The sequence below is a fragment of the Streptomyces tauricus genome (assembly GCF_014650955.1).
GTDB lineage: Bacteria > Actinomycetota > Actinomycetes > Streptomycetales > Streptomycetaceae > Streptomyces > Streptomyces tauricus.
In genome coordinates, this window is the sequence record NZ_BMVY01000011.1 from 223,998 (window position 1) to 245,204 (window position 21,207).

Annotated in this window: 19 protein-coding genes; 9 read left to right on the forward strand and 10 right to left on the reverse strand. The window is 69.8% G+C overall.

Translation table 11 applies throughout. The features are described from left to right. Positions 1–33: 33 nt before the first annotated feature. Positions 34–1,299 carry an alpha-L-fucosidase gene (locus tag IE278_RS19670; protein WP_189774055.1) on the reverse strand — a complete coding sequence of 422 codons (1,266 nt, stop codon included), beginning with the start codon at positions 1,297–1,299 and terminating at the stop codon, positions 34–36. Positions 1,300–1,505: 206 nt separating this feature from the next. Between IE278_RS19670 and IE278_RS19675 the strand changes: the two genes are divergently transcribed. From IE278_RS19675 to IE278_RS19685, 3 genes are all read left to right on the forward strand, one after another. Then, positions 1,506–4,196, forward strand: coding sequence for an alpha-amylase family glycosyl hydrolase (locus IE278_RS19675; RefSeq protein ID WP_189774057.1), 2,691 nt, complete (start codon positions 1,506–1,508; stop codon positions 4,194–4,196). 111 nt (positions 4,197–4,307) lie between these two features. Then, positions 4,308–5,549 carry an acyl-CoA dehydrogenase family protein gene (locus IE278_RS19680; RefSeq protein ID WP_189774059.1) on the forward strand — a complete coding sequence of 414 codons (1,242 nt, stop codon included), beginning with the start codon at positions 4,308–4,310 and terminating at the stop codon, positions 5,547–5,549. A gap of 120 nt (positions 5,550–5,669) precedes the next feature. Beyond that, the gene (locus tag IE278_RS19685; protein ID WP_189774061.1) at positions 5,670–6,074 is read left to right on the forward strand and encodes an SseB family protein; all 405 of its coding nucleotides are present in this window, start codon (positions 5,670–5,672) and stop codon (positions 6,072–6,074) included. Positions 6,075–6,307: 233 nt separating this feature from the next. Here the strand turns inward: IE278_RS19685 and IE278_RS19690 are convergent, their stop codons facing one another. From IE278_RS19690 to IE278_RS19705, 4 genes are all read right to left on the reverse strand, one after another. Further along, entirely contained in the window at positions 6,308–7,294 is a 987-nt protein-coding gene (locus IE278_RS19690; RefSeq protein WP_189774063.1) for an AraC family transcriptional regulator, read from the reverse strand. An 87-nt stretch (positions 7,295–7,381) separates the two neighbouring features. Beyond that, entirely contained in the window at positions 7,382–7,804 is a 423-nt protein-coding gene (locus IE278_RS19695; RefSeq protein ID WP_189774065.1) for a MarR family winged helix-turn-helix transcriptional regulator, read from the reverse strand. A 72-nt stretch (positions 7,805–7,876) separates the two neighbouring features. After that, complete coding sequence (locus IE278_RS19700; RefSeq protein ID WP_189774067.1) at positions 7,877–8,227, reverse strand: VOC family protein; 351 nt, start codon at positions 8,225–8,227, stop codon at positions 7,877–7,879. Positions 8,228–8,443: 216 nt separating this feature from the next. Then, positions 8,444–9,028 carry a TMEM165/GDT1 family protein gene (locus IE278_RS19705; RefSeq protein WP_189774069.1) on the reverse strand — a complete coding sequence of 195 codons (585 nt, stop codon included), beginning with the start codon at positions 9,026–9,028 and terminating at the stop codon, positions 8,444–8,446. 369 nt (positions 9,029–9,397) lie between these two features. On the opposite strand from IE278_RS19705, the gene IE278_RS19710 reads away from it, so the two are divergent. Further along, positions 9,398–9,790 (forward strand): SseB family protein, encoded by a 393-nt coding sequence (locus IE278_RS19710; RefSeq protein ID WP_189774071.1) that lies wholly within the window; start codon positions 9,398–9,400, stop codon positions 9,788–9,790. A gap of 9 nt (positions 9,791–9,799) precedes the next feature. On the opposite strand, the gene IE278_RS19715 is transcribed toward IE278_RS19710, so the two are convergent. From IE278_RS19715 to IE278_RS19730, 4 genes are read right to left on the reverse strand one after another with little or no spacing between them, the layout of a single operon-like run. Further along, entirely contained in the window at positions 9,800–10,831 is a 1,032-nt protein-coding gene (locus IE278_RS19715) for a LacI family DNA-binding transcriptional regulator (protein WP_189774073.1), read from the reverse strand. Next, positions 10,828–11,733: a carbohydrate ABC transporter permease gene (locus IE278_RS19720; RefSeq protein WP_189774075.1), complete on the reverse strand. Its 906-nt coding sequence runs from the start codon at positions 11,731–11,733 to the stop codon at positions 10,828–10,830. The genes IE278_RS19715 and IE278_RS19720 overlap by 4 nt, the downstream gene beginning before the upstream one ends. Next, entirely contained in the window at positions 11,730–12,704 is a 975-nt protein-coding gene (locus IE278_RS19725) for a carbohydrate ABC transporter permease (protein ID WP_189774077.1), read from the reverse strand. Before IE278_RS19725 ends, IE278_RS19720 begins: the two co-directional genes overlap by 4 nt. Then, positions 12,701–14,032, reverse strand: a complete 1,332-nt coding sequence (locus tag IE278_RS19730) for an extracellular solute-binding protein (RefSeq protein ID WP_189774079.1) — start codon at positions 14,030–14,032, stop codon at positions 12,701–12,703. The genes IE278_RS19725 and IE278_RS19730 overlap by 4 nt, the downstream gene beginning before the upstream one ends. A 184-nt stretch (positions 14,033–14,216) precedes the next feature. Between IE278_RS19730 and IE278_RS19735 the strand changes: the two genes are divergently transcribed. Together IE278_RS19735 and IE278_RS19740 are read left to right on the forward strand one after the other, a co-directional pair. After that, the gene (locus tag IE278_RS19735) at positions 14,217–16,265 is read left to right on the forward strand and encodes a beta-galactosidase (RefSeq protein ID WP_189774081.1); all 2,049 of its coding nucleotides are present in this window, start codon (positions 14,217–14,219) and stop codon (positions 16,263–16,265) included. Positions 16,266–16,524: 259 nt separating this feature from the next. Next, positions 16,525–18,093: a glycoside hydrolase family 53 protein gene (locus IE278_RS19740; protein ID WP_189774083.1), complete on the forward strand. Its 1,569-nt coding sequence runs from the start codon at positions 16,525–16,527 to the stop codon at positions 18,091–18,093. A 70-nt stretch (positions 18,094–18,163) separates the two neighbouring features. Here the strand turns inward: IE278_RS19740 and IE278_RS19745 are convergent, their stop codons facing one another. Beyond that, a complete protein-coding gene (locus IE278_RS19745; RefSeq protein WP_189774085.1) occupies positions 18,164–19,675 on the reverse strand; it encodes an AMP-binding protein in 1,512 nt (503 codons plus the stop codon). 144 nt (positions 19,676–19,819) lie between these two features. Between IE278_RS19745 and IE278_RS19750 the strand changes: the two genes are divergently transcribed. The 3 genes from IE278_RS19750 to crcB (IE278_RS19760) are packed head-to-tail and all read left to right on the forward strand — an operon-like array spanning position 19,820 to position 21,130. Next, complete coding sequence (locus tag IE278_RS19750; RefSeq protein WP_189774087.1) at positions 19,820–20,218, forward strand: nuclear transport factor 2 family protein; 399 nt, start codon at positions 19,820–19,822, stop codon at positions 20,216–20,218. Positions 20,219–20,270: 52 nt separating this feature from the next. Next, a complete protein-coding gene (gene crcB, locus IE278_RS19755) occupies positions 20,271–20,759 on the forward strand; it encodes a fluoride efflux transporter CrcB (RefSeq protein WP_189774089.1) in 489 nt (162 codons plus the stop codon). Beyond that, entirely contained in the window at positions 20,756–21,130 is a 375-nt protein-coding gene (crcB, locus tag IE278_RS19760; RefSeq protein WP_189774091.1) for a fluoride efflux transporter CrcB, read from the forward strand. Before crcB (IE278_RS19755) ends, crcB (IE278_RS19760) begins: the two co-directional genes overlap by 4 nt. Positions 21,131–21,207 lie beyond the last annotated feature (77 nt).

A 21,207-nucleotide genomic window follows, 5' to 3' on the forward strand; every position in this document is an offset into this window, starting at 1 on the left:
CACTGGGGCGACCTGAGCACCGGGACGAGCAGGTCAGAGTCGCCCGGCCCCCGTGTAGAGGTCCAGCTCCCCCTCCAGTTCCACGGCCAGTACGGTCGCCTCCTCGTCCAGGTCGGCCGCCGCGGGCGCGTCGATCCAGGTCACCCCCGGTACGGCGTCGAGGCCGCCGGTGACATGGTGGCCCAGTTCCGTGCCCGTACCGAGGACCGTGACGCGCCGGACCCGGTTGCGCAGACCCCGTACCGACACGGAGTCGCGCGGGGCGTCGAAGCACACCAGATAGAGCGTGCGCCGGTCGGCGGACAGGGTGCTGGGGCCGTAGTGGTGCCCGGCGGGCAGCCCGGCGACCGTGTCGTACACGGCCTCGGAGTGCCGCGCGATCCACGCGCCGAGGCCCTCCATGCGCGCGATCTGCTCCTCGGGGATCGTGCCGTCCTCGCGCGGTCCCGCCGCCAGCAGCAGGTTGCCGCCCATGCCGATGGTCTCGGTGAAGTAGCGCACCAACTGGCGCACCGACTTGAAGGCGCGGTCCTGCGGCCGATGGCTCCATGAGTCGTTGATCGTGAGGCACAGCTCCCACGGACCGTCCGGGGCCTGGAGCGGGGCGCCCTGTTCAGGGGTGGCGTAGTCGCCGTGGTGGAGCATCCGGCCGTTGAGGATCGTGTCGGGGTTGCCCGCGAGGATCAGTTCGGCGAGGTCGTCCATCCGCCACTGCTCCTCCGTACGCTCCCACTCGCCGTCGAACCAGAGGACGTCGGGCCGGAAGCGTTCGACGAGTTCGCGGACCTGGCCGTCGCGGTACGCGAGATAGCGCGCCCAGGCCGCAGGGTCCTCGTGGCCGGGCTCGGCCTGCGAGTACGCGTTGAGGGGCACGACGTACGGCCCCGGGTGCCGCTCGCTCGCGTAGTCCGGGTGGTTCCAGTCGGAGTGCGAGTAGTAGAGGCCGACCTTGAGGTCCCGGGCGCGCAGTGCCTCGACGAACCCGGTGACCAGGTCGCGGCCCGCCGGGGTGTCCCGGACCACGTCGAGATTGCGGTGACCGGTGTCCCAGAGGGCGACGCCGTCGTGGTGCCGGGTGGTGAGGACCGCGTACCGCGCGCCGACGCGGGCGAACAGCTCGGCCCAGGCGTCGGGATCGTAGTGCGAGGCGCTGAAGCCGTCGAGCTGTTTCATGTACTGCTTGTGCGTCATCTCGCCCGTGTAGAAGGACCATGACTCGGCGGCGCCACCGACGGCGTAGACACCGTAGTGGATGAAGATGCCCAGCTTGGCACCGGGAAACCAGGGTTGCATCGGCATGTGTCCACGCTAGGCGCGGGCCCTCGTCGGCGCGTGGGCGCCGGTCACCACTACTGGTCCGTTTTCACCCCGTGGCCCGGCCTTCGCGCGATCTCTTTACGTGACTGTCATGTACCTGTAGCTTCCGCGCTGCAAGGAATTTCAGGAACTTGCCGGTTCTCTTTGCAGGGCAACTCCCCACCCACCGGCCGTCATTGGAGACACTCATGGGACGCATCCCCCTCCGTCGGTCGCGGCGCCCGTTCCTGGCGGCGGCGGTGGCGACGGGACTGCTCGGCGCGCTCGCGGGGCCACCGGATCCGGGGCCGGCCCCGATGGAGCCGACCGCCGCCGAGGCGAACACGGCGACCGTCTTCTACTACACGAAGACCAAGAACTGGTCGTCCGTCCATCTGCACTACGCGCCGGACGGCGGCACGTGGACCACCGCGCCGGGTACGAGGATGGAGGCGGCCTGCACGGACTGGGTGAAGGAGACCGTCGACCTGGGCCCGGCGGCCGGACTCGCGGCCACCTTCAACAACGGCGGCGGCACCTGGGACAACAACGGCAACGGCGTCTGGGACAACAACAACAGCGCCGACTACGCCCTCACCACGGGCACTTCGACCGTCAGGGACCGTACGGTCACCAAGGACGCGAAGGACCCGTGCGCCGCCGAGGAACCGGACACCGAGGCGCCGACCGCGCCCACCGAGGTGACCGCGAGCGCCACGCACACCTCCGTCGTCCTGAGCTGGGACGCCTCGACGGACGACACCGGAGTGACCAAGTACCAGGTGACCCGCACCGGCGGCACGAAGGGCACGCTCGTCACCGACATCGGATCGACGGTGTTCTCCGACACGGGACTTGAGGAGAGGACCGCCTACACGTACACGGTGAAGGCGGTCGACGCGGCCGGCAACACCTCACCCGCCTCCGCCGCGGCCACCGCGACGACCGGTGAGAAGGCCCCCGAGCCCGCCTCCGGCACCCCGCTGGGCACCGACCCCCGCCAGGACCCCATCTACTTCGTCCTCACCGCCCGCTTCCACGACGGCGACAGCTCCAACAACCGGGGCGGCAGCCGGCACACCAAGTCCGGCAACGCCGCGAACAACGACCCCATGTTCCGGGGCGACTTCAAGGGACTGGTCGAAAAACTCGACTACGTCAAGGCGCTCGGCTTCTCGGCCGTGTGGGTCACCCCGGTGGTCCTCAACCGCTCGGACTACGACTACCACGGCTATCACGGCTACGACTTCTACAAGGTCGACCCGCGTCTGGAGTCCGCGGGCGCCTCCTACCAGGACCTGATCAACGCGGCGCACGCCAAGGGCATGAAGATCTACCAGGACGTCGTGTACAACCACAGCTCCCGCTGGGGCGCCAAGGGCCTGGCCACCCCCACCGTGTACGGCGTCCGCGACTCCCAGTGGAGCTGGTACTACGACGAGAGGAACGACGGCTTCGAGTACGACGGCCTCACCGTCGAGCCCAAATCCGGGAAGTCCTACTACAACGGTGACCTGTGGTCGACCGCCGAGCCGTCCGGCAACACCTGCCTCAACTGGGGCAGGCCCACCGGCGGCAAGAGCGCTGAGGGCTACACGCTCTACAACTGCCAGTGGCCGACCCCCACTTCGGGCATGTTCCCCAAAGCGCTCTACCACCAGTGCTGGATCGGCAACTGGGAGGGCGAGGACGCCCGTTCCTGCTGGCTGCACGAGGACCTGGCCGACTTCGACACCGAGAACACCACCGTGCAGAACTATCTGATCGGCGCGTACGACAAGTACATCGACATGGGCGTCGACGGCTTCCGGTTGGACACGGCCGTGCACATAGCCCGCGTGACCTGGAACCGCCGTTTCCTGCCGGCCATCCAGGAGCGTGTCACCCAGAAGTTCGGCGCCGAGGCCGCGAAGAACTTCTTCGTCTTCGGTGAGGTCGCGGCCTTCGTGAACGACAAGTGGAACCGCGGCTCGGTCAACCACTCCGCGCAGTTCTACACCTGGAAGGAGCGCAAGGAGTACAGCGCGGACGACGAGGCGGCGGCCCTGGAGCAGTTCACCTATGAGAACGACCAGGGCACGGGAAACCAGCCGACCTCCACCAACGCCTTCCTGAACGGGAACAGTTACCACACGCCCGACCGCAGCCGGTTCTCCGGCATGAACATCACCGACATGCGGATGCACATGAACTTCGGTGACGCGCAGAACGCCTACGGCAACGGCAAGGACTCCGACGACAGCGTCAACGACGCCACGTACAACGTCGTCTACGTCGACAGTCACGACTACGGGCCCAACAAGAGCAGTGAGCGCTACCCCGGCGGCACCGACGCGTGGGCCGAGAACATGGCCCTGATGTGGACCTTCCGCGGTATCCCGACCCTGTACTACGGCTCGGAGATCGAGTTCCAGAAGGGCAAGAAGATCGACTGCGGTCCGAGCTGCCCGCTGGCGACGACCGGTCGCGCGTACTACGGCGACCATCTCGGGGGGAGTGTCACGGCCTCCGACTTCGGCACGGTCGACTCCGCGAGCGGCGAGGTCGCCAACACCCTCGCCCAGCCCCTGGTCAAGCACATCCAGCGGCTCAACCAGATCCGCCGGGCCGTTCCCGCCCTCCAGACGGGCCAGTACTCCACGGAGGGCATCAGCGGCTCGATGGCCTTCAAGCGCCGGTACACCAGCGGATCGACGGACAGCTTCGCCCTGGTCACCGTCACGGGCGCCGCCACGTACACGGGCATCCCGAACGGCACCTACAAGGACGCCGTCACCGGGGACGTGAAGACCGTCTCCAACGGCACACTCGGCGTCGGCGCACCCGGCAAGGGCAACCTGCGGGTGTACGTGCTGAACGGCCCTGGGAAGATCGGCGCCGACGGCCCGTACCTGAAGTAGGCCCGGGGGCGGTCCACTTGGCGGTATCCGGTGGGTACAGCGGGCACTGGTCGCGTGTTCAATCACGGGTAACGCGTCACGTACGGACCGCCCCACCTGTCAGGAGGCACCGTGATCGCCCCTCCGGAACCCGGACTGACCGACCGCGAACTCATCGACCGGGCCATCGCCCTGCGGCCCGCCCTGCTCGAACGCCAGGCGGCGACCGAGGAGTTGACGCGCTACCCGCAGGAGACCCACGAGGACTTCCTGCGGGCCGGCTTCTACCGGACCCTGCAGCCGCGCCGCTACGGCGGCTACGAGTTCGGGCTGCCGACCTTCTTCCGCGTGGTCACCGAGATCGCCCGCGGCTGCCCCTCCACCGGCTGGGCCCTGTCCCTGACCGCCGCCCATGTCCTGCAGTTCGCCGCGCAGTTCGACGAGCGGGCCCAGGACGAGGTCTTCGGCGCCGACGGCGAGTTCCGAGCCGCGTCCACCGTCGCACCCGTCGGAGTCGCCGAGCCGGACGGCGACGGCCAGGTCGTCCTGGACGGCACCTGGCCGTACTCCTCCGGCTCCCCGTACTCCACCCACTACCTCGGCCAGACCCTGCGCGCCCCCGAGAAGCCCGGCGACCCGCCCGGACCGCTGGTGCTGTTCGTCGCCCCGCGCCCGGTGTGGACCCTCGTCGACGACTGGCACGGCGTCCTCGGCCTGCGCGGCAGCGGCTCCAACAGCGTGCGCATGGACCGGGCCCGTATCCCCGCACACCTCACCCGGGAGGTGAGCCTGCTCGACCTGCCCGTGGAGGGCGGCACCCCCGGCTCGAAGCTGCACGGCAACGCGCTGTACGCCGGACGCGCGCCCAGCGTCTACCACGGGGAGCTGGCGGCCATCATGACCGGCATCGGGTACGCCGCCGCCGACGAGTACGCCCGTATCCTCGCCGACCGGCCGCTCACCCTGGAACCGGACCGCACCCGCTCGGAACTGCACGACTACCAGCGCCACCTCGGCGAGGCACTCGGCATGATCCACACCGCCGAGGCAGCCCTCCAGCGCACCGCCGAGGACTACATGGAGGCCTGCCGCCGCAATGTCTCGGGCGAGGAGTCCTTCACCGTCGCCGACGACAACCGACTCGCGATCGTCTTCCTCAACGCCGGCCGCACGGCCTACGACGCCCTGCAGAACATCCTCTTCCGCACGGCCGGATCCCGCTACGCCCGGGACGGCGAGCGGATGCAGCGCTACTTCCGTGACGCCGCCACGTACTGGTCGCACATCGGGGCGAGCATGGCCGAACCACTGGCCCGGCGGGTCGGCTGCGACCGGCTGGGACTGCCCTCGCACGACATTCCGCTCATTCCGTGACCGTTGAGTGACGGGTGTGTGGAGTGGGCATGGCACCCCGCAGGACGGGTACGCAATCAGCCGCGCCCGAGTCGGAGACGACACGGGCGGCCTGTTTTCGCCACTACGTCTGGATGTGCCATGGAGATCTCCTCGAACGACAGCGCCGCGGTGGACGCCCAGCGCGCCCTGAGCGCCCTGGCCGAGAACGCCGGGGACGGCGCCGCGCTGGACACACTGGCCGGTAGTGACGTGCTGGTCCCGGTGCCCGACGACGCCCAGGACGAGACGGTGGCCGACCCCACGGTCGTGGCCCTGCCCGTCCTCGAACAGCCGGGAGCCGACCCGCTCGTCCCGGTGTTCACCTCGGAGGCGACGATGGCCGAGCTGCTGCCGTCCGTGTCGCGCTACCGCCTCGTACCCCTCGGTACGCTCGCCGCGCAGTGGCCCGCCAGCGACCTCTCGCTGAGCATCGACGCCAGCACGCCGCACGGCCTGACCCTCGACTCCCATGGTGTACGCACCCTGCTGGCGTCCCGCGCCTGAGACGGCGGTGTGGACGGCGGATCGGGCCCGGCCACATGTCGGAGGGGAGCGGCCGGGCCCTGGAGCGCGGGCGTGTTCCCGCTCCCGCGCCCCTGGTCCGAAGCCGTGAGGGATGAACGGCGCCGACACCGCTCATCCCTGACGCACGGGCGCCGTGATCAACGGTAGGACGTCACCGCGCCGGAATCGCTCCGCAAAGCGCGGCGCTTGTCCGGTATGCGAGGTGGCGTCCGTCAGCCGGAGCGCAGCGTCTGCGCGGGCGATGTCCCGAACCGGGTCCGATAGCGCTGCGCGAAGCGCCCGAGATGCGCGAACCCCCACCTGTACGCCACCTCCGTGACCGTGATCGTCGCGGGATCGGCGGCGAGCAGTTGCTCGTGCGCCCGCCGCAGACGGACCTCGGTGACATAGGCGGTGGGGGACATCCCCACATGTTTGCGAAAGGCCTCCTGGAGGGCGCGCACCCCGATCTGGGACAGGGCGGCCAGTCGCGCCGCGTCGTAGTGCTCGTCCGGCCGCTCCTCGATGGCCTGCATGACGCGTCTCACCGTCGCGGGCCGCGCCGTCGGCACGGGCGCCTCCAGGGCGCCGCGGTAGGAGTGGCCGCAGGCGAGCAGCAGCCCCTCCAGCAAGGTCTGCTCGATCCGCGACCGGATCAGGGGACGGCTCAGCATCCCGTCCGAGGCGTTCTTCTCCAGCAGACACCACAGCGCGAGATCCGCCCAGCTGCGCCCGGCCCCCTGGGTGACGTCGATGTACGTCTCGAAGGACGGCGGACGCCGTACGGGCCCGCCGAGCAGGGCCTCCAGCCGTTCGTGCAGGGCGGCCATGTCGATCTTCACGGTGAGGGCGCGGCAGTCGGCCGACCAGTCGTCCACCAGGATCCCGCGTTCCGGCTTGAGGAAAAGCGCGCGCTCGGGAGCGGTGTACGCGTGCGCCCCGTACCCCTGTCTGCAGCGGAAACGGCCGGTGAGAGGCACGGTCACGTGGTAGACCCGCGGCTGTGCGAAGGCGATCGCCACCTCGGTACCGAAGCTGATGTCGCCGACGGTCAGCGCGCCGAGTTCGGCCACGCTGAGCCGGGTGAGGAAGTCCTCGGCCCGGCCCGGTATGTCGAGGCGGAGGTCGTAGTAGTGCTCCGCGATGAAGCCGTGGGACTCCTCCACGCACCGCGTCTCGTAGCAGCTGATCGCGGCCTGCCGCTCTTCGTCTCCGACCACGGTGATCCCCCCGACACGGCCCGCGCCGTCCTGCGCGGAGCGACATATGTGACGGTACGGGATGTGCCGCGCTGGGCGTAGGGATCCTCAGGCGTCGGTGAGCATGCGCGCCAGGGCGGCCCGCTGGAGGGGACGGACCCGGGCATGCAGGTCACGGCCCTTCTGGGTGAGGGCCACCCAGACACCGCGCCGGTCCTCCTGGCAGATGCTCCGCTCCACCAGGCCCTCCTTCTCCAGGCGTCCGATCAGCCGGGAGAGGGCGCTCTGGCTCAGATGGATCCGGTCGGCGATGTTCTGCACGCGGCACTGCTCGGCGGGGGCCGGGGCGCTGTCCACGCGCGCGTGCGGGTCCGAGGTGCTCGACACGAGGATGTCGAGCACCTCGAAGTCACTGGCGCCCAGTCCGTGCGGATGGAGTTCGCGATCGATCTCGCACATGGTGCGCGCGTGCACCGACAGGATGTCCCGCCACTGGTCCTCCAGCCGGGGAGCGGCCTTCTCTGCTGCCATATCCGCACGGTAACAGAGAAGAGGCCGCTCGTTGAGTATGCAACTAGTGCAGTTGCATACACTTGGCCGGCTTCAGGACGCCTCCTGGACCAGACCGACGGCGTTGCCGTCCGCGTCCTTCACGGAGGCGATCAGCATGCCGCCGCCGACGTCCTGGACATCCTGGACCACCTCGGCACCGGCGGCGACGAGACCGGCGAGGCCCGCCTTGATGTCGTCGACGTACCAGTAGGGGACCGGCCCGGTCAGACCCTTGGCGTGGCCGTTCGGGTCGAGCCCGACCTCGGGCCGGCCCGGCGCCCGGAAGCCCACGTAGTACGCCTCGTCCACGTACGGCTCCACTCCGAGGAGCGCGCCGAACAGGGCCTTGGCCCGGGCGAGGTCCTTGACGGGGTAGTTGATGGTCTTGAGGCCTTCGGGCATGACGGGCTCCTCCGCGGTCGTGATCGCTGGTCGTGATCGAAGTCGATCGAACGGCGTGATCGCACCGGCGGTGTCCGCCGGTGTCCCGGCGGTTTCTCGCCGGTGTCATCACGCTACGACCGGGTGGTGCCGGGCCGCTTCTCCGATCCTGACCGTTCCTGGGCGGGGCGGTCCTGACCGGTCACGGGCGGGGCCCCGCCGCGGCCCGCCGGCCCGTCAGCCCGCGAAGATCTCCACCACCGACCAGACGGCGAGGCCGAGCATGCAGATCCCGCCGACGCGCTGCACGGTCTTGAGGGGGACGCGCTTGGCGATGAAGCGCCCGGCCAGCAGCGCCAGCGCGGAGACCGACATGAGGGCCGCCGCCGAACCGACGGCCACGGACGCGACCCCGTTCGTGGCGGCGAGGTTGGCGGTCGTGATCTGTGTCAGGTCGCCCCACTCGCTGATGAAGACGGCCATGAAGGCGGTCGTGTAGACGGGCCAGAAGCCGGTGACGGTACGGCCGCCGGCGTCCTCCTCGTCGTCGTCCCCGCCGCCGCGCAGCAGCATGAAGGCACCGAACGCGAAGAGGGCGGCCGAGACCGACTTGACGGTCCAGTCGGGCAGCAGGCCGATCAGGCTTCCGGCGCCCACCGCGATGGCGACATGGACGATGAACGCGGTGGACGTACCGAACCACACGTAGAGCGGCCGCATACGCGTACCCATGGCCAGCGACGCGAACATCGTCTTGTCCGGCAGCTCGGCGAGGAAGATCAGCCCGAAGGCGGTGAGGATCGCCAGAGGGTCGAGATGCATTCCGGTGGCTTTCTGTAGGGACCGGGCCCCCGGATCTTCGCGAAGCGCCCTAGGTCGGGGCGACGGGAGAACCGATCGGCCCGGCATGTCGGGTGCGCCGCGGGATCGCGGGCACGGCAATGCCTGGCCGAAGGTCTCGTCCGCCCATGTGTCACATGGGCCCGGCCACCGGGAACCCGAGGGTTCCAGTGTGTCGACGACCGGTTCGCAGGACTACTCCCCTTCGCAGTCACTCAGTGTACAGGGCACCTGCTTGGGTGGCGCATGGGGGCAGGATGAGTGGGTAGAAGAGGTGCATTCCGTGCGGACGGATCATCTCCGGGCAATCGGGTCTCCGGGGGCCGCGCGGGGAGGGTGGAGCGCGGCACCATGACCACGACCGACGTGACCGGCGAAGACACCGCCGATGTGATCCTGCGGGCCCTGAGCGTCCTGGCGTACGACGGAGGGGACCCGCGCGCGCGGGCGACGCTCGCCGACAGTGACGTACTGATCCCGTCCTACGGCCCGGACGACGACGGCGGGGATCCGATAAAGCTGAATCTGCCGGTGACGGAGCGGACCGTGCGGGTCTTCACCTCGGAAGCACGCATGATCCACTCCCTGCCGGGCGTCCGCTACTACTGTGTCGTCCCGCTCGGCACGCTCCCGGCGTACTGGCCCGAGCGGAACCCCTCCCTGACCATCGACGCCGGCTCACCGGACAGCGTGATGCTGACCGCCGAGGGAGTACGGACCCTGCTGTCGGCGGGCGGCCGGTGAGCCCTCGCCTCAGGTCGACCGGCGTTTCACCAGCTCCGTCGGCAGGATCACCGCCGCCGGGTCCTCGCCGCCGATCTGGGCGAGCAGCACCCGGACCATCTCGGAGCTGATGCGGTCGTAGGGCTGGCGGATCGTGGTGAGTTCGGGGCTCGCCGCGACCGCCGCGGAGGAGTCGTCGAAGCCGCCCACCGCCACGTCACCGGGGACGCTCCGGCCCGCCCGCTGCAGTGCGCTCAGCACGCCCTGCGCCATCAGGTCGGAGGCCACGAAGACCGCGTCCATGTCCGGCGCCCGCTCCAGCAGGAGTTCGGCGCCCGCCTCGCCGCTGGCCCGGCTGTAGTCACCGGACGTGACGAGGCGTTCGTCCAGCTCGATGCCCGACTCGGTGAGCACCTCGCGGTACCCGGCGAGGCGCTCGACACCGCCGGGGGTGTCCAGCGGGCCGGTCACCATGCCCACCCGGCGCCGCCCGAGCGACACCAGATGGCGCACCATGTCCCGGGCGCCGTCCCGGTCGTCCGCGGCCACGTAACTGATCTTGGAGCCGACGCCGATGGGCTTGCCGCACATGACGAGCGGCACACCGGCGTCGCGCAGCTGCTCGGCCACCGGGTCGCCGGAGTGGCTGGAGACCAGCAGAACCCCGTCGACATGGCCCGCCGTGATGTACCGCGTGATGCGGCGCCGCTCGTCGTCGGTGCCCGCCAGCATCAGCAGCAAGGGGATGTCGTGCGCCGCCAGTGCCTGCGTACAACCGCGCAGCAGGACGTTGAAGTTGGGGTCCTCGAAGAACCTCTCCTGCGGTTCGGTGAGCAGGAAGCCGATCGAGTCCGAGCGTCCGGTGATCAGCGAGCGGGCGTGCCGGTTCACGACGTAACCCGTCCTGCGGATGGCGGCGTTGACCGCCTCCTGGGCGGCGGGGCTCACATAGTGCCCGCCGTTCAGGACGCGGGACACGGTCCCCCGGGACACTCCCGCCTCGCGCGCGACGTCGTGAATCGTCGGCGGTCGGCGCCGGCCCCCCGATTGGCTCATGGTCACGACTTTACGGCTCCCGACAGCAGATCGAGACTCCAGAACCGCTGGATGACCAGGAAGAGCGCGACGAGCGGGACCACCGCGAGCAGCGCGCCGGTGATCACCAGCGTGTAGAGGGCCGGGGTGTTGGAGCCCTGTTCGAGGAGGGTGAACAGACCGAGGGTGATCGGGAACTTCTCGTCGTCGCTGAGCATGATGTACGGCAGCAGGAAGTTGTTCCAGACCGCCACGAACTGGAACAGGAAGACCGTCACCAGGCCGGGCACCATCATCGGCAGCGCGATCCGGGTGAAGATCCGCAGCTCGCTCGCGCCGTCCATCCGCCCCGCCTCGACGACGTCGGCGGGCACGGCCGCGGCGGAGTAGATCCGCGCGAGATAGACGCCGTACGGGGACAGGACCAGCGGCAGCAGCACGGACGCGTACGAATCCGTGAGGTCGGCCTTGGCCATCAGCAGGTACTGCGGGATGGCGAGGATCACCGGCGGCATCAGCACACCCGCGAGGAGGATGTTGAAGACGGTCTCGCGGCCGCGGAAGCGGTAGATCGCGAGGGCGTAGCCGCTGAACGCCGACACGACCGTCGACAGGAGGGCGCCGAGGCCCGCGTAGAGGGCGGAGTTGCCCATCCACTTCCAGTACACGCCGTCGCGGTAGGCGTTGAGGTCCCTGATGTTCTCGGTGAAGCCCGTGCCGGGCAGGAACGTGAACGTCGAGAACAGCTCGCTGCCCGACTTGGTCGCCGCGATCACCACCCACGCCACCGGCAGCAGGCAGTAGATCGCGCCGATCAGCAGGGTCACCGTCGGGACGAAGGCGATCCGGCGGCGCAGCGGCGGCCCCTGCGCGGTGCCGGGTGTCGTGCCCGCGGCAGGGGCCGCCTTGCGGACGGCAAGAGAACTCATCGTGCTGCCTCCTGCTTGGTACGGGAGTTCGCGGCCCGCAGGAAGCCGAAGGACAGGACCAGCGTGACGAGGGCGATGATCACCGCGGTCGCCGCGGCCGAGTGGATGTCGCCCTTGCGGAAGGCGTCCTGGTACACCTTCATCAGCGGACTCCAGGTCGTGGAGACGGAGTTGGTGAGGGGCTTGAGCGTGGTCGGCTCGCTGAACACCTGGAGCGTCGCGATGATCGAGAAGAAGAAGGTGAGCACCAGTGAGGGCGCCACCATCGGGATCTTGATCCGGATCGCGGTCTGCAGCGGGGTGGCGCCGTCCAGCTTGGCCGCCTCGTACACCTCGGCGGGGATGGCCTGCAGCGCGGTGTAGATGACGATCATGTTGAAGCCGGTGCCGCCCCACACCGCGATGTTCGACAGCGCGATGTACAGCGGCCCGCCGTCCAGTAGATCCGGCTGCGGCATGCCCAGTCTGTCGAGGACGAAGTAGAAGGGGCTGACGTCCGGCAGGTAGAGGAAGCCCCACAGCATCGCCGCGACGACACCGGGGATGGCGTACGGGAGGAAGATCGCGAGCCGGGTGACCGGTGCGAGGCGCACCCGGTCGGCGTCGAGCATCAGCGCGAAGAGCAGCGCGAGGCCGAGCATCACCGGGACGACGATCGCGCCGTACCCGAGCACGCGCAGCGCTCCGGCGAGCAGCTCGGGGTCGGTGAGGGAGTCGGTGTAGTTCTCCAGGCCCGCCCAGACTTCCTTCCGGGCCCCGGAACCGAGTCCCAAACCCTTGACCTGGACCTTGTGCAGGCTGAGCCAGATCGCGTACCCGATGGGCAGTGCGAAGAAGAGGGCGAACAGGATCGTCGCGGGGAGGAGGAAGAAATAGGGGGCGCTTCGCGCTCGGTCGAGGGTGGTGGTGGGAGACGGGTGGGCGTACGGGGCCCCCTTGACCCCGTACGACCTCCGGCGTGCGCTTGTCACTCCGCGACCTCGAAGCCCTGCTTCTCGAGGTCGGCGACGGTCTCGTCCTGCATCTTCGCCAGGGCGGCGCCGAAGTCCGACTTGTTCTTGGCGGCCGAGCCGAACGCGTCGTTGAACGTGGTGTACGCGACGTTCACGTTCGGGCCCCACGCGGAGGGCGCGGCGGTCTTCGCGATGGCGGAGGCCTGGGTGTAGAAGTCCGGCTGGTTCGAGAAGTACGCCGGCGGCTCGGTGAAGGCGCCACTGGTCTGCGCGTTCGTGGCGGCCGGGTAGATGCCGCCCTCCTTCGCGAGCGCGGTCAGCGCCTCGGGGTCCGTGTTCAGCCAGGCGGCGAACTTCGCGGCGGCCGACTTGTGCTGGGAGTCCGTGGTGACGGCCGTGGACGAACCGCCCCAGCTGCCCGTGACGTTCTCACCGGCGGACCACTGCGGCAGCGGGGCCATCGCCCACTTGCCCTTGGTCTCGGGCGCGGCGGTGGTGAGGGTGCCCGGCGCCCAGACCGCGCTGACCCAGGCGATCTGCTTGCCGGTGTTCAGCGCCTTGTTCCAGGACGGCGTGTACATCGGCTGGTTGTCGATGGCGCCCTCCTTGACGAGGCCGCCCCAGAAGTCGGCGACCTTCTGCGAGGCCGCGTCGTCGATGCCGACCTTCCACTTGTCGCCCTCGGTGGTCCACCACTTGGCACCGGCCTGCTGGGCGAGCCCGGCGAAGAGCCCGGAGTCGTTGGCGGAGAACGTGGTCAGGTCCGTGCCCGGCGACTTCTTCTTCAGCGCGCGGGCGGTCTCGGCGAACTCCTCCCAGGTCTTGGGGACTTCGAGGCCGTACTTCTTGAACAGGTCCTGGCGGTAGTAGAACATCATCGGCCCGGAGTCCTGCGGGATCGCGTACACCGCGTCCGAGCCCAGCGTGGTCTGCTGCCAGACGCCCTCGGCGAACTTGTCCTGCACGCCGTCCACGTCGCCGGCTATGTCGGCGAGCGCGTCATTGCTGACCAGCGTCGGCAGCGCCTGGTACTCGGCCTGGACCAGGTCCGGGGCCTTCTTGGCCTTGTGCGCGGTGAGGATCTTGGTGACCAGTGTGTCGCCGGACGCCTGCTTCTTGACCGTGACCGTGATCCGGTCCTTCTTGCCCTGGCCCTTGTTCCACAGGTCGGCGACCTTGTCCATGCCCGGCGTCCAGGACCAGTACGTCAGTGAGACCGGCCCCGAGTCGGCCCCGTCGTCTTTGCCGGAGTCGTCGTCCGAGGACCCGCAGGCGGCGAGTGCGGTGGCGCCGAGCGTCACGGCGACCGAGATGGTCACGAGGCGACGCAGCTTCGTGTGTGGCATGGATGTATCTCCCTGACCGTGGTCTCCGCCTGCTGCGGAGGCCTGCCATGCTTCTGTGAGCGTTCACAGTAGAGAAACATCCCGGACACTTGTCAATGGTTGTTGCTGTGCGGTTATGTTGGCCTCGCGCCGCTGGCGCTGTGTGTGCACGTTCCCAAATGATCGATTGACCGGGAGACATTCCATGCCGGAGACCACCCCCAAGGGCCTCACCGGGCTCGCCTTCGGTGGGGACTACAACCCCGAGCAGTGGCCGGAGGCCGTGTGGCCCGAGGACGTCCGGCTGATGCGCGAGGCCGGCGTCACGATGGTCAGCGTCGGCATCTTCTCCTGGGCCCTGCTCGAACCCTCGCCGGGCACCTACGACTTCGGCTGGCTCGACCGCGTACTGGACCTGCTGCACGAGAACGGGATACGCGCCGACCTCGGTACGCCGACGGTCGCGCCGCCCGCCTGGTTCTACCGGGAGCATCCCGAGGCGCTGCCGGTGGCCGCCGACGGCACCCGGTACGAGTTCGGTTCGCGCGGCGCGATCTGCCACAGCAACCCGCACTACCGTGCCGCCGCCGCCAACATCACCACGCGGCTCGCCACCCGCTACGCCGAGCACCCCGCGCTGGCCCTGTGGCACGTCCACAACGAGTACGGGGTCCCCGTCTCGGCCTGCTACTGCGAGAACTGCGCGGCCCACTTCCGCCGCTGGCTCACCGAGGCCTACGGCACGGCCGGCCCGGACGGTACGGTGCACGCGATCGACGCGGTCAACGAGGCCTGGGGCACGGCCTTCTGGGGCCAGCGGTACGCGGACCTCGACCAGATCAACCCGCCGCGGCTCACCCCGACGGTCGGCAACCCGGGCCAGGCCCTCGACTACAAGCGGTTCGCCGACGCCACCATGCGCGAGAACTTCGTGGCCGAGCGGGACATCCTGCACCGCCTGGCACCCGGCATCCCGGTCACCACGAACTTCATGACCGCCCTCAGCCAGTGCGACTCCGTCGACTACTGGGCCTGGGGCCGCGAGGTCGACCTCGTCAGCAACGACCACTACCTGATCACCGACGGCCGCCGTACGCACGTGAACCTCGCGATGGCCGCCGACCTGACCCGTTCCGTGGCGGGCGGCGCCCCCTGGCTGCTGCTCGAACACTCCACGTCGGGTGTCAACTGGCAGGCCCGCAACCCCGCGAAGGCGCCCGGCCAGATGGCCCGCAACTCCCTCGCCCATGTGGCCCGCGGCTCCGAGGGCGCGATGTTCTTCCAGTGGCGGCAGTCACGGCGCGGCGCGGAGAAGTTCCACTCGTCGATGCTGCCGCACGCAGGCACCGACTCGCGGGTGTGGCGCGAGGTGGTCGAACTCGGGGCGTCCGTCGACTCGCTGAGCGCTGTGCGCGGCACGCGCACGGTGGCCGACGCGGCCGTCCTGTGGGACTGGCACTCCTGGTGGGCGCAGAACCTCGCCTGGCGGCCGAGCGAGGACCACGACCCGCGCGAGCGCGCCGACGCCTTCTACGAGGCCCTCTACGACCGGCACCTCACCGTCGACTTCGCCCACCCCGAGGCCGACCTGTCGGGCTATCCGCTGGTCGTGGTCCCGGCCCTCTACCTGATGACGGAAGCCGCCGGACTGAACCTGAAGGAGTACGTCGAGAACGGCGGCACCCTCGTCGTCTCGTACTTCTCCGGCATCGTCGACGAGCACGACGCCGTGCACGACGGCGCCTACCCCGGCCCGCTGCGGGACGTACTCGGCCTGACCGTCGAGGAGTTCTCACCGCTCCTCGCCGGCGACCGGGTGCGGCTCACCGGTCCCGACGGCTCCGAACTCGCCGGTGACGTGTGGAGCGAGTTCGTCGTGCCACGCGGTGCCGAGACCGTGTGGACGTACGCCGACGGGCTCGCCGCCGGGCATCCCGCGGTCACCCGGCACCGGCTCGGGGCGGGGTCCGCGTGGTACGTGTCCACGCGGCTCGGGGCGCAGGGGCTCGACGCGCTGATCGGGTGGGCCGCCGACGACGCGCGGATCGCTCCGCGGGCCGATCTGCCCCGTGACGTGGAAGTGGTGCGGCGGGTGGGGGAGTCGGGGGTGTTCCTCTTCGCGGTCAACCACTCGGGGGTGGAGGTCAAGGTGCCGCTCGATGCGCACGGGACGGAGTTGCTGACCGGTGAGCGGGCCGCGGGGCGGCTCGCGGTGCCGGCGGGGGCCGTACGGGTCGTACGACTCGACGACTGACCCGACCAGCTGATTTCGCCCCCGCCGCCCTTACCCTTCCCGTCACTGACTCGGGGGCCAGCCCCCGAACCCCCGCTCCTCAAACGCCGGAGGGGCTAACCACCGGCAGCCCGTCCGGCGTTTGAGGAGAACGGGGGCGAGGGGGCGCAGCCCCCATACGTGGACGGGAACGGGTAGGGGCGGCGGGGGCGAGTACAACCCCCCGTCGCCACGCGACGCGGGGTCTCATCCACATCACGTCGAAGGGACAACGACGACGATGTTCCATCCAAGACGCACACTCAAGGCCCTGCTGCTCCCACTGGCAGCCGGCCTCGCCCTGACCGTACTGCCCGCGCAGAGCGCAAACGCGGCCACCACCCTCACCAACCCCGGCTTCGAGTCGAACGGCACAGGCACAGCCACCCCGACCGGCTGGACCACCTACTCGGCCGCGGGCCAGAGCGCCGCCTCCTTCACCGAGGCCGGCGGCCACAGCGGGAGCCACCGGCTCACGCACTACTCGGCCTCCGCGTACAAGGTGGAGACGTACCAGTACCTCTCCGGCCTCACCAACGGCACCTACAAGCTCACCGCCTGGGTCCGCTCGGGCGGCGGCCAGAACTCCGCCTATCTCGCGCTCAAGAACTGCGGGAGCGCGGAGCAGCGCACCGACATCCCCGTCTCGTCCAGCGGCTGGCTGCGGATCGTCACCTCCATAGCCGTGACGAACAACCAGTGCACGATCAGCGTCACCTCCGACGCCAAGGCCGGCAACTGGGTCAATGTCGACGACCTGACCTTCGCGCCGGGCTCGACAGGCCTGTCCGTCAAGGGTTCTGACGTGTCGTCACTCGCCAAGAGCGAGGCCAAGGGCGGCGTCTACAAGAACAGTTCCGGCACCACGGGCGACGCGCTCGCCATCCTCAAGTCCGCCGGGCAGAACTACGCGCGCCTCAAGGTGTGGGTGAACCCCGCCGACGGCTACAACAACAAGGCGCGCGTCCTCGCGATCGCCAAGCGCGTCAAGGCACAGGGCATGAAGCTCCTCGTCGACTTCCACTACTCGGACACCTGGGCCGACCCGGGCGCCCAGTCCAAGCCGGCCGCCTGGTCGGGACACACCTACAGCCAGCTGAAGACGGACGTCTACCACCACACGTACGACGTGCTGAACGCCCTGAAGGCCCAGGGCACCACCGCCGACATGGTGCAGGTCGGCAACGAGATCAACGGCGGCATGCTCTGGAACGAGGGCTCCACCTCGAACTGGTCGCAGCTCGCCGGTCTGCTCAACTCGGGCTACGACGCGGTCAAGGCCGTCAACTCGGGTACGGCCGTGGCGATCCACCTCGCCAAGGGCGGTGATCTGGCCGGCACCCGCTGGTGGTTCGACAGCGCCGTGTCCAACGGCGTGAAGTTCGACGTCATCGGGCTGTCCTACTACGGCTACTGGCACGGCACGCTCGCCGACTTCCAGACGACCCTGGACGACGCGGCGTCCCGTTACGGCAAGCCGGTGTACCTCGCCGAGACGGCCTACCCCTTCCGGCTGGACAGCAAGGACACCCACGAGAACATCATCGACCTCGCGAGCGAACTCGTCCCCGGCTACGCCGCCTCGACGGCCGGCCAGACCCAGTGGATGAAGGACGTGGCGAGCATCGTGGAGGCCGTCCCGAACGGCCGCGGCCTCGGCATCTTCTACTGGGAGTCCACCTGGACCGCGGTGACCGGCAACGGCTGGGACCCGGCGGACCCCTCGTCCGGCAACGGCTGGGAGAACCAGGCCCTGTTCGGCTACGACGACAGGGCGCTGCCGGCGATGGCGTGGTTCAGCCACCGGTGACGGCCCGGACGTGAGCAACGGGGTGGGGCGGAGACGGGCGGCCGTTCCCACCCCACCCCTACCGCTCCCGTCAGTCCCGCCAGAACGGCTCCCGCAGCTTGAACTTCTGCAGCTTCCCGGTCGCCGTGCGCGGCAGCGACTCCACGAAGTCGACCCGCTTGGGTGTCTTGAAACCGGCGAGCCGCGTACGGCAGTGGGCGATCAGCTCCTCGGCGGTGACCCCGGATCCGTCCGTCACCACGAGCGCGGTCACCAGCTCGCCCCACCTGGCGTCCGGAATGCCGATCACCGCCACCTCACGCACCGCGGGATGCGAGGTGATGACGTCCTCCACCTCGATCGACGAGACGTTCTCGCCGCCGGAGATGATGACGTCCTTCTTGCGGTCGGAGATCACCAAGTACCCCTCGTCGTCGAGGTATCCGCCGTCCCCGGTGTGGAACCAGCCGCCCTCCTGGGCCTTCGCCGTCTCCTCGGGCTGCTCCCAGTAGCCGTCCAGGTTGTGGTTGGACGCGGTCAGCACCTCGCCGTCCACGTCGACGTCGACGCGCACGCCGAGCGCGGGCACCCCGGCCCGCCCGAGCCTGCGGGCCCGTTCGGCGGGTGCCAGGTCGTCCCACTCCGCGCGGCCCCGGTTGACCGTGACGAGGGGCGAGGTCTCGGTGAGCCCGTAGATCTGGATGAACTCCCAGCCCAGTTCGACCGTCACACGCTCGATCGTGCGGGTCGGCGGCGGCGCGCCCGCGCAGACGATACGCACCCGGTCGCGGCCGGGGATGTCGCCCTGCCAGTCGGCGGCGGCGTCGAGCACGGCGTTCAGGACGGCGGGCGCCGCGCACATCAGGGTGACGCCGTGCCGCTCGACGCGGCGCAGGATCTCGGCCCCGTCGATCTGCCGGAGCACGATGTGCCGGCCGCCGACACCCGTGACGCCGTACGGCATGCCCCAGCCGTTCGCGTGGAACATCGGGAGCGTGTGCAGATAGACGTCACGGTCGCTGATCGTGGTGTGCAGGCCGAACACGGTCGCGTTCAGCCACAGATTGCGGTGGGTGAGCTGAACTCCCTTGGGGCGGGCGGTCGTTCCGGAGGTGTAGTTGACGCTGGCCGTCGCGCCCTCGTCGGGCTCCGCCCAGTCGCGCGGTGCGACGCCGTGCAGGAAGAGATCGTCGTCGTCGCCGAGGACGAACGTGTGCTTGACGTCGAGGGTGTCGAGCACGTCCGCGCAGGAGGCGTCCGCGTACACGACCGAGGCGCCGGAGTGCCGGACGATGTAGTCGATCTCCGACGGGGTGAGCCGGAAGTTCACCGGTACGAGGACGCGCCCCCAGCCGGAGACGCCGAAGAACGAGGTCAGCAGGCGCGCCGAGTTCTGTGAGATCACCGCGACCCGGCCGCCCACCGGCACGTCCAACGCGTCGAGCCTGGCCGCCTGCGCGCGGGCCAGCGCCGCCAGCTCCCGGTAGGTGAGCTCGCCGAGGCTCGGCCCCGGCTGTTCCGGTTCGTCGACGACCGCGACGCGGTCCGGGTAGACATGGGCCGCGCGGTCGAGGAAGTCACGGACGGTCAGCGGGTAGTACACGACAGCACCTCCGGTTCGGTGGTTCCTTCCTACCTCTCCAGGCCGCCCGTGTACCCCCGTGGACCCGTTGCGGGTTGACGGACCGGGAGAGTAGTGTCCGACACACCTATTCAACGTATTGAGTATGAGAGCGAGAGGTGGAAGATGACGCATCCCTTCCGCAAGGCGGTCGAGGACGGCGACCACGCGGCCGTCGTCGACCTGCTCTCCGAGGACGTCGTGTTCACCAGCCCGGTGGTCTTCAAGCCGTACGCCGGAAAGGCGATCACCTCCGCGATCCTGGGCGCGGTCATCCAGGTCCTCGAGGACTTCCACTACGTCCGCGAGGTCGCGGACCCCGGCGGCCGAGACCTCGTCCTCGTCTTCGAGGCGCGGGTGGGGGACCGTGCCCTCCAGGGCTGCGACATCCTGCACTTCGACGAGGAGGGCCGAATCGACGACCTCACCGTGATGGTCCGCCCCCTGTCGGCCGCCCAGGCGCTCCAGGCGGCGATGGCGGCCCGCTTCGACGCCATCGCCGAGGAGGCCTCGGGCGCCTCCTGACCGGCACCGGCGGTTAGCCTGATCTCCGGCCCGAGATCAGGAGACACGGCGCATGACCAGCCCCTACCAGGAGACGGTGGACGAACCGCCGGAACCCGGCGCGCCCGCCCGGCGCACGCCGCTGTGGCGGGGGCAGGGGCCGGCCCTGGCGGTCGTCGCGGTCGGCGGCGCGGCCGGGGCGTCGGCGCGCTACGGAGCCGCACTGCTCTGGCCCGCGCGGACGGGCGGCTTCCCGTGGACCACGTTCGGGGTCAATGTCGTCGGCTGCTTCGTGATCGGCGTCTTCATGGTCCTGATCACCGAGGTGTGGACGCCCCACCCGCTGGTGCGCCCCTTCTTCGGCACCGGGGTGCTGGGCGGCTTCACCACCTTCTCGACGTACGCCGTCGACATCCAGCGGCTGATGGACGAGGGCCACCCCCGCACCGCCCTCGCCTATCTCGCGGCCACCCTCTTCGCGGCCCTCGCGGCGGTGTGCCTGGCCGTGATGCTGACGCGCCGGGCGGCGGCCCGGTGGAGCGCGGGGCGGGAGCCGTCATGAACTGGGTGCTGGTGATCGTCGGCGGCATGGTCGGCGCGCCCCTGCGCTACCTCACCGACCACGCGGTGCGCTCCCGGCACGACTCGGCCTTCCCCTGGGGCACCTTCGTCGTGAACGTCGTCGGCTGCCTGGTCCTGGGCGCCCTGACCGGCGCGGCCACGGCGGGAGCGGCCTCCTCCCACCTTCAACTGCTGCTCGGTACGGGCCTGTGCGGGGCGCTGACCACGTACTCGACGTTCTCGTACGAAACGCTGCGGCTGGCCGAGAGCGGCGCCCGTCTCCACGCCGCCGTCAACGTCGTCGCGAGCGTGACCGCGGGGCTCGGGGCCGCTTTCGCGGGGGTCGCGGCGGCCCAGGCCGTCTGGGCATAGCCGCCGAGGGGGATGCCGAGGGGATGGGCGCGGAAGCACAGAGGAGCAGGTCGGAGGTGTGGTGCCGCACGGCCGAC